This window comes from Bradyrhizobium sp. (genome assembly GCF_049581145.1).
Taxonomy (GTDB): domain Bacteria; phylum Pseudomonadota; class Alphaproteobacteria; order Rhizobiales; family Xanthobacteraceae; genus Bradyrhizobium.
Map to the genome: position 1 here is coordinate 1 of NZ_JBAURI010001214.1, position 8,727 is coordinate 8,727.

At 63.5% G+C, this 8,727-nt stretch carries 8 protein-coding genes; 2 read left to right on the top strand and 6 right to left on the bottom strand.

All coding sequences use genetic code 11. From position 1 onward, the window contains the following. Both gltA and gltX read right to left on the bottom strand, forming a co-directional pair. Positions 1 to 950: citrate synthase (gltA, locus tag WCB02_RS38600; protein WP_423967442.1), on the bottom strand; the 950-nt coding region annotated here is incomplete at its 3' end. Between the two features lie 158 nt (positions 951 to 1,108). Then, positions 1,109 to 2,548 carry a glutamate--tRNA ligase gene (gene gltX, locus WCB02_RS38605; protein ID WP_423967444.1) on the bottom strand — a complete coding sequence of 480 codons (1,440 nt, stop codon included), beginning with the start codon at positions 2,546 to 2,548 and terminating at the stop codon, positions 1,109 to 1,111. Between the two features lie 155 nt (positions 2,549 to 2,703). On the opposite strand from gltX, the gene WCB02_RS38610 reads away from it, so the two are divergent. Both WCB02_RS38610 and WCB02_RS38615 read left to right on the top strand, forming a co-directional pair. Next, positions 2,704 to 4,383: a glutamine--tRNA ligase/YqeY domain fusion protein gene (locus WCB02_RS38610; RefSeq protein ID WP_423967446.1), complete on the top strand. Its 1,680-nt coding sequence runs from the start codon at positions 2,704 to 2,706 to the stop codon at positions 4,381 to 4,383. A 106-nt stretch (positions 4,384 to 4,489) separates the two neighbouring features. Further along, on the top strand, positions 4,490 to 6,784 hold the full coding sequence (locus WCB02_RS38615; RefSeq protein ID WP_423967448.1) for a ComEC/Rec2 family competence protein: 2,295 nt from the start codon (positions 4,490 to 4,492) through the stop codon (positions 6,782 to 6,784). A gap of 76 nt (positions 6,785 to 6,860) precedes the next feature. Here WCB02_RS38615 and WCB02_RS38620 read toward each other — a convergent pair whose 3' ends face one another. The 4 genes from WCB02_RS38620 to WCB02_RS38635 form a co-directional block, all read right to left on the bottom strand. Then, a complete protein-coding gene (locus WCB02_RS38620; RefSeq protein WP_423967450.1) occupies positions 6,861 to 7,106 on the bottom strand; it encodes a hypothetical protein in 246 nt (81 codons plus the stop codon). 177 nt (positions 7,107 to 7,283) lie between these two features. Further along, the gene (locus WCB02_RS38625) at positions 7,284 to 7,526 is read right to left on the bottom strand and encodes a hypothetical protein (protein ID WP_423967452.1); all 243 of its coding nucleotides are present in this window, start codon (positions 7,524 to 7,526) and stop codon (positions 7,284 to 7,286) included. Positions 7,527 to 7,663: 137 nt separating this feature from the next. Then, positions 7,664 to 8,086: a hypothetical protein gene (locus tag WCB02_RS38630; RefSeq protein WP_423967454.1), complete on the bottom strand. Its 423-nt coding sequence runs from the start codon at positions 8,084 to 8,086 to the stop codon at positions 7,664 to 7,666. Between the two features lie 350 nt (positions 8,087 to 8,436). Then, positions 8,437 to 8,727, bottom strand: a 291-nt coding sequence (locus tag WCB02_RS38635) for a LexA family protein (RefSeq protein WP_423967456.1), incomplete at its 5' end; no start/stop codon positions are given.

The window sequence follows — 8,727 nt, forward strand, 5'->3', positions numbered from 1 at the left end:
TCGTAGTTCTTGTAGACGCGGTGGCCGAAGCCCATCAGGCGGACGTCGCTGTTCTTGTCCTTGACCCGCGTGATGAAGTCGGGAATGTGCTCGACCGAACCGATGCCGTAGAGCATGTTCAGCGCAGCTTCGTTGGCGCCGCCATGCGCCGGGCCCCAGAGGCAGGCGATGCCGGCGGCGATGCAGGCGAACGGGTTGGCGCCGGACGAGCCGGCGATCCGCACCGTCGAGGTCGAAGCATTCTGCTCATGGTCGGCGTGCAGGATGAATATCTTCTCGAGCGCGTCCGCCAGGACTGGATTGACCTTGTATTCCTCGCAGGGCACCGCGAAGCACATGTGCAGGAAGTTCTCGGCGAACCCCAGCGAGTTCTTCGGATAGATGAACGGCTGGCCGACGGTGTATTTGTAGGCCATCGCCGCCAGGGTCGGAATTTTCGCGATCATGCGCATCGATGCGATCATGCGCTGGGTCGGGTCGTTGATGTCGGTGGAGTCGTGATAGAACGCGGCCAATGCGCCGACTGCGGCCACCATTATCGCCATCGGATGGGCATCGCGGCGAAAGCCCTGGAAGAAGCGGGCCATCTGCTCGTGCACCATAGTGTGATGCGTCACGCGAAAGTCGAAGTCCTTTTTCTGCTCGGGAGTCGGCAGCTCGCCGTAGAGCAGGAGGTAGCAGGTTTCGAGGAAGTCGCCGTGCTCGGCAAGCTGCTCGATCGGATAGCCGCGATATTCGAGAATGCCGGCATCGCCGTCGATATAGGTGATCTTCGACTGGCAGCTGCCGGTCGAGGTGAAGCCCGGGTCGTAGGTGAACATGCCGGACTGGGCGTAGAGCTTGGCGATGTCGATGACGTCAGGCCCGATGGTGCCGCTCAGAATGGGGAAATCGTAGGTCTTGTTGCCGACGGTCAGCGTCGCGGTTTTTGTCGTTGATGTTGCGTCCATCGTTGCAGTCCCCGATGAAATCCTTGTGGAACATGCGCTCCGTGCGCCCTAACGAACAGATCGCCTCGGGAGCCGGGTATTGAAAGGAGCACTTTCATAAATGGGTATATTATTGCAATGTGCGCTGCAAGATGGCGGCGCCGGCGGTCATGCCGCCTTTAGGCGGAGGCTTGATCAGGGGAGGCTTGGTCGGCAAGTCGCGCCAGGCATTCATCCCGTCCCAATACCGCCAGCACGTCGAAAATTCCCGGAGAGGTGGTGCGGCCGGTCAGGGCCGCGCGGAGCGGCTGGGCCACCGCGCCGAGTTTGATGTTGTTCTGCTCGGCGAAGGTCCGCATCGCGGCCTCGGTGGTTGCCCCGCTCCAGGGCGCGGCCATCTCCAGCGCCGCGCGAAGTCTGCCGATCAGCCCGCGGTTTTCCGGCGTCAGCAGGGCCAAAGCCTTCGGCTCGATATGCAGCGGCCGGTCGGCGAAGATGAAGTAGGCGCCGTCGATCAGCTCGATCAGGGTCTTGGCGCGTTCCTTCAGGCTCGGCATCGCCTGCAGCAATTGCGAGCGAGTTGCGTCATTGAGCTTCGCCGCCAGCTCCGCCCCATTGGGAACATATTTGAGTACGCTCTCGAACATCGTCACCAGCGCCTGATCGTCGGCATGGCGAATATAATGGCCGTTGAGATTTTCCAGCTTGGCGAAATCGAACCGCGCCGCCGAGCGGCCGATCGCGGGCAGGTCGAACGCCGCGATCATTTCCTCGGTGGAGAAGATCTCCTGGTCGCCGTGGCTCCAGCCGAGCCGGACCAGATAATTCCGCACCGCGGCCGGAAGGTATCCCATGGCGCGGTAGGCATCGACCCCAAGCGCGCCGTGGCGCTTCGACAGTTTGGAGCCGTCCGGACCATGGATCAGCGGGATATGCGACATGCTCGGCACAGACCAGCCCAGCGCGTCGTAGATCTGCGTCTGGCGGGCGGCATTGATCAGATGATCGTCGCCGCGGATGATGTGGGTGACGTCCATGTCGTGGTCGTCGACCACGACCGCGAGCATGTAGGTCGGCGTGCCGTCGCCACGCAGCAGCACGAGGTCGTCGAGGTTCTCGTTCTGCCAGACCACGCGCCCCTGCACCTGGTCCTCGATCACCGTCTCGCCGGTCTGCGGCGCGCGGAGCCGGACTGTCGGCTTGATCCCGCCGGGCGCCTCCGCGGGATCGCGATCCCGCCACATGCCGTCATAGAGCCGGGTGCGGCCCTCGGCGCGGGCTTTTTCCCGCATTGCCGTCAGTTCCGATTGCGTGGCATAGCAGCGATAGGCCTTGCCGTCGGCAAGCAACTGCTCGGCCACCTCGCGATGGCGCGCGGCGCGGCTGAACTGGTAGATGACGTCGCCGTCCCAATCGAGCTCGAGCCATCTCAGTCCGTCCAGGATGGCTTCGATGGCGGCTTTGGTCGAGCGTTCCCGGTCGGTGTCTTCGATCCGCAACAGCATCTTGCCGCCGCGTCCGCGCGCATAGAGCCAGTTGAACAGCGCCGTCCGGGCGCCTCCGATATGGAGAAAGCCGGTCGGGGAGGGCGCAAAGCGGGTGACGATGGAATCAGCCATGAGGGACGCGGGTGTTATGCGGATCGGGCGGTGGTGTATAGCAGGTACGGTGCATAACTAAAGCCTCGCCTGGATCAAGCGAAGCTTGCAGGCAGACTTGGCGGCGTCGGGCGAATTTGGCAGAACGGCTGCTGACCTCTGGACAGGATCAGGGAATGGCGACAGACACGGTGACGGCAGCGGCGGGGCGCGATTTCATTCGCGATATCATCCAGGCCGATCTCGACGCGGGCAGGCAGAAGGTGATCGTGACCCGGTTCCCGCCGGAGCCGAACGGCTATCTGCATATCGGCCACGCCAAGTCGATCGGGCTGAATTTCGGTGTCGCGCAGGAGTTTGGCGGACGCTGCCATCTGCGTTTCGACGACACCAATCCGACCAAGGAAGAGCAGGAATACATCGATTCCATCCAGGCCGACGTGCATTGGCTGGGCTACGACTGGGGCAACAACCTGTTCTATGCTTCGGATTATTTCGACCGCCTGTATGAATGGGCGGAGGGTCTGATTCGCGATGGGCTTGCCTATGTCGACGACCAGTCGCAGGAGGATATCCGCGCCACTCGCGGCACGCTGACCGAGCCCGGCAAGCACAGCCCGTTCCGGGAGCGCACGATCGAGGAGAACCTGGATCTGTTCCGCCGCATGAAGGCAGGCGAATTCCCGAACGGTGCGCGCGTACTGCGTGCCAAGATCGACATGGCCTCCGGTAACATCAATCTGCGCGATCCCGTGCTCTACCGCATTCTGCACGCGCATCATCCGCGCACCGGCGACGCATGGTCGATCTATCCGAGCTACGACTACGCGCACGGCCAGTCGGACGCGATCGAGGGCATCACGCATTCGATCTGCACACTGGAATTCGAGGACCACCGGCCGCTCTATGACTGGCTGATCGACAAGCTGCCGGTGCCGTCGAAGCCGCATCAGTACGAATTCGCCCGCCTCAATCTGACCTACACGCTGCTGTCGAAGCGGGTCCTGACGCAGCTCGTGCGCGACGGCCACGTCTCGGGCTGGGACGATCCACGCATGCCGACCATGGCCGGACTGAAGCGGCGCGGCGTGCCGCCGGCCGCGATCCGCGAATTCATCAAGCGCATCGGGGTGGCGAAGGCCAACAGCGTGGTCGACGTCGGCATGCTCGAATTCTGCATCCGCGAGGAGCTGAACCGGACCTCGCTGCGGCGGATGGCGGTGCTGCGGCCGTTGAAAGTGGTGATTGAGAATTATCCGGAAGGTGAGGTCGAGGAGATCGAGGCGGTCAACCACCCCGACGATCCCGCAAAAGGTACCCGCAAAATCGCCTTTGGCCGCGAGCTCTATATCGAACGCGACGATTTCATGGAAAACCCGCCGAAGAAGTTCTTCCGCCTCTCACCGGGCACCGAAGTGCGGCTGCGCTACGCCTATTTCATCAAGTGCCGCGAAGCGATCAGGAACGCGGCCGGCGAGGTGGTGGAGCTGCGCTGCACCTATGATCCCCTGACCAAGGGCGGCAACGCGCCCGATGGCCGCAAGGTCAAGGCGACCATGCATTGGCTGCCTGCCGCTCAGTCGAGGTCGGCAGAAATCCGCATCTACAACCAGCTCTTTGCCAATCCGAGTCCGGACGCCTCCAATTTCGCAGCCGATCTCAATCCGCAGTCGCTGGAGATCCTGCACGATGCGCGGATCGAGCCGGCGATCGCGGAAGCCAATTCGCCCGACGTGATGCAGTTCGAACGCCAAGGCTATTTCGTGCGCGACAAGGAGTCCGCGCCGGACCGGCTGGTGTTCAATCGCACCATCGGCCTGCGCGATACCTTCGCCAAGGAAGTCGGCAAGGGCTGAGAAAAAGCGCCGAGAATTCGTTGCGGATTCTGCATTTGTTCCGCTGTTCGGGCGGTAACATCTTCCGGTAGCCTGAGATCGTACAGGGTATCGTCAGGTGTAACGGATGGCCGCGCGGAACGAGCCGCCACGCCACACGCAAGGGGTCGCCGGGGGAATCGCTGGCACGTGGCCGTCGGGTGGACGGGCCGCGGCGGGCGGTTACGCTGGTGCAGGTTTCGACGTCTGGTCCTCGCTCGGCGCCAGGCTGAGGGCATGGGCGCGCGCCGAGGCGGGTCCCGGGCGCTTGCTGCCGTGGGTGCCGGTCGCGTTCAGCGCAGGCATCGCACTTTATTTCGGCGCCGACCACGAACCGGTGCTGTGGGTTGCTGCCGTCACGGCCATCGGGCTCTGCGTCGCGGCCTTCCTGCTGCGCCGGCACAAATTCTTTGTCGCAGCAGTGCTCACCGCGGCCGTCGCTGCCGGCTTTGCAACCGCGACGTTCCGGACCGCGCTCGTCGCGCATACCGTATTGACGAAACCGCTCTATTCGGTGGCGCTGTCGGGTTTTGTCGAGACGCGCGATATCCGCGAGCGCACCGATCGTTTCGTGTTGCGGGTCGTGACCATGGAGACTCCGCGCAATCAGGCGAAGCTGGAGCGCGTGCGGCTGTCGGTCAAGAAGGGCACCGCGCCCGATGTCGGCAGCTTCGTCGAATTGAAGGCGCGGCTGCAGCCGCCGCTGGCGCCGTTGCGGCCAGGCGGTTACGATTTCTCCCGCGACCTTTTCTTCCAGGGCGTCGGCGCCTCCGGTTTCGCGATGGGCGCGATCAAGACCGTCGTCCCTCCTGAGAGCGGCGGGATGGCGCTGCGCTATGCCGCAGTCATGCAGGATTTGCGCGACGCGGTCGACGCGCGGATTCGCACACGGCTCGACGGCGACGAGCGATCGATCGCGACCGCACTCCTGACCGGCCGGCGCGACGCGATCACGGACCCGGTCAACGATGCGATGTTCATTTCCGGACTCGGCCACGTATTGTCGATCTCCGGCTATCACATGGCGGTTGTCGCCGGTGTCGTGTTCTTTGCGGTGCGCGCGCTGCTGGCGCTGATCCCGGGTCTGACCGTCAGCTTCCCGATCAAGAAATGGGCGGCTGCAGCGGCGCTGTTTGCCGCCTTGTTCTATCTGCTGCTGTCGGGTCTGGATGTCGCTACCCAACGCTCGTTTTATATGACCGCGGTGGTGCTGATCGCGGTGATGGTCGACCGCCGTGCCATCACCTTCCGCACGCTTGCGGTCGCGGCCATGCTCGTGCTCGTGGTCGTGCCAGAAGCGCTGGTGCATCCCGGTTTTCAGATGTCGTTTGCGGCCACGCTTGGGCTGGTGGCGCTGGTGCAACTCGGCATGCCCCGGCTGTTCGCCACGGCGGACAGCTCATTGGCTGCGCGGGTGGCGCTGTGGGGCGGTCGGGAGGTCGTGACCCTGGTGATGGCTTCCTTCGTGGCGGGGCTTGCGACGACGCCTTACGCCGCTTTCCATTTTCACCGCGTGACGCCCTATGGCGTGCTCGCCAATCTCGCGGCGATGCCGGTGGTGTCCGCTCTCGTGATGCCCGCGGGCATGCTCGGGCTGCTCGCGATGCCGTTCGGCCTTGACGGCGTCTTCTGGTGGCTGATGGGGATCGGCATCGACTGGATGATCAAAGTCACGGAGTGGGTCGCAGCCCTTCCGGGCGCGATCGGTCGCATGCCGGCGTTCGGCACGGGGCCGCTCATCGCGTCCTCCATCGGCATTGTCCTCATGGGATTTCTGCGCACGCCGCTGCGCTGGTCGGGCGCGGCCGTGCTGGCGCTCGCCATCGTCTGGGCGCTCGCGGTCCCGCAGCCGGATATCCTGATTTCCGGCGATGGCCACAATGTCGCAGTCCGCGGCAAGGATGGGCGGCTGCATCTGATGCGCTTCGCCAAGGATGCATTTCTGGTCAAGGAGTGGCTCGCGGCCGACGCCGATCCACGGCAGGCCGGCGATCCCTCGCTGGCCGATCGCGTCTCTTGCGACGATGCGGGCTGCGTAGCCCCGATGGCCGATGGCAGTTTTGTTACCAGCGCATTGCGGGCCGACGCGTTGGCTGACGATTGCGAGCGCGCCGCGCTCATCGTGACGATGCGACAGGCGCCGCGGGACTGTGCCGCCGCGGTGATCGAGCAGGGACGGCTCAGGCGGCAGGGCGCGCTGGCGTTGTGGCGAAGAGGAAGTGAATTCGTCGTCGACGCAGTGAAACCGAGAGGCGCCGACCGGCCGTGGTCGCCTGCAACGCCCGGCGAAGCCGGGAGCGACGGCGCCGTGCTGTCGCGGCCACAAACGTCAAGTCCGCAAGACGCCACTCCGGCCGACTCCGATTTGCAGACGGAGGACTAAACTGAATGCAAGGAGGCATGCCCAGTCACGAGAAGGCCCCGGCTCACGCCGGGGCCTCGTTCCTCGTGCAGCCTGATCAGTGACCGGCAGGAGCCGAAATCACGTGACCTTCGCTATAATCGGAAAGCGATTCCGGCTCTGACGGCGACGGCCAGATGACCGCGTTGTTGGCGTTACGGAATTGCGGGGGTACCGGTGCTTGCGCGCCCACCGGCGCGCGGACCGCCCTGCGGGCATGATGATATTCACTTGCCGTTGCAGCCTGCGCGGTCGACGCTGCAATCAGCGCGACGCCGAGTGCGGTCAGAACGATCCTTCGCATGGTTCATCTCCATTTTGTTTTGCGGCCAGACGCCAAGCGCCTGCGCCTCGCGTCTTGCGTGTCGGAGATCTAGCGTCGGTGGGGGCGGCTGATAATCACAGGAAACCGAAAAGGACTATTCACCGAAAGTGAACAATCCGACCCTTGTGCTGTAACACATGCAAACCCGGGGACCGCTCAGACGTTCGTCGGCAACTCGAATGCGCCGAGGTGAAACTCTTCGGCGATCTCGACCGCATCGGGATCGCCGGCCTCAGTCGAGACCGCGGCCGGCATTTGGACAAGCGTGAATATCGCGTTCGGAAACTGATTCCAGACCGCCAGATCTTCGGCCGTCACGGTGAGCCAGCCGAACGTGAACATATACCGGCCGGGCTCGGTGACCCGTCCGGCCTTTTGCCATGTGATCTTGTTGACCACCGGTGACCTTTGCTTTCGACCGTTTGCCCGCGGTTTGCCCGCGGTCGATCTGCTGGCGATTTGTTCGCGCGGTGCATCGCTCGCTCGCGCGCGGCGCCGCCGGCGACGAGCCGGCGGGACCTTGCGCGGCGCCTGGTCTACTCGGCTGGAAGTGTTGACGGCGCCGGCCTCTCGGCAGCGGTCTTGGCAGGCGCCGTGTTGGATTGCGTTACCGGCAACTGCAGCACCGTGACCCGCTGTCCCTCGCAGAGCTGCGTCACCAGTACGGATTTCCCGTCGGGAAACTCGATCGCGTCATGATGCCGATCCGGAATGTGCGGATCCACCTTGCCGAATTTTCCAACTCGCGAATTGATGGTCCTGGTCCAAATCCAACGGTTGTCGTACTTGACGTCCTGCGCAAAGGCGAGCTCCGTTCCCGGAAGCATGCAGACCGCGACGGCAAGATCTTTTTCTGATGCGAAGCCTCGCGTCGAGGTGCCGCGAAATGTCGTGGTAACCAGCGTCTCCCCAACCTGGGCGGGACGCGTCGCCATGGCATGCAGACTATAGTCACACATCGGATTGCTCCTCTTTTTGAGATAGCCAACCCGCGCTCCACATGACTGTCGAGCATGACGTAAGCGGAAACCCGATACGCAAACTTTCCGCGTCAGGCTCTTTCAAGGAGGCGCAGGCCTCTATCAGAGTGGACAGGAAATCCAGAGTATTGCTCGGTTATGGGCATTTGTACGGCCCGCAGTTGCGAAGTCCGATCACAAATGCGTTGAAGGCGCGTGGTTGCCGGCGTCATGCGACAAAACCAGCATCGCACGACAAAACAGGACTACTCGCCGCCAAACATCGTTCAGCGGTTCCTCGCCTCCAGCTCGCGAGCCACGAAAATCATTTACGGCGCTGCAACAAGACTTCAGTACTTCCGGTAGAGCCCGACCAGCTTGCCCTGAATCTTTACCCGGTTCGGCGGCAGGATGCGGACTTCATAGGATGCATTGGCCGGCTCCAGCGCGATCGACGCGCCGCGGCGGCGGAAACGCTTCAGGGTCGCTTCCTCATCGTCGATCAGTGCGACCACGATGTCGCCGGTGTCCGCCGTCTCGTTGCGCTGGATTAGCGCCATGTCGCCATCAAGGATTCCGGCGTCCACCATCGAATCGCCGCGCACTTCGAGCGCATAATGTTCACCGGAGCCCAGCATGTC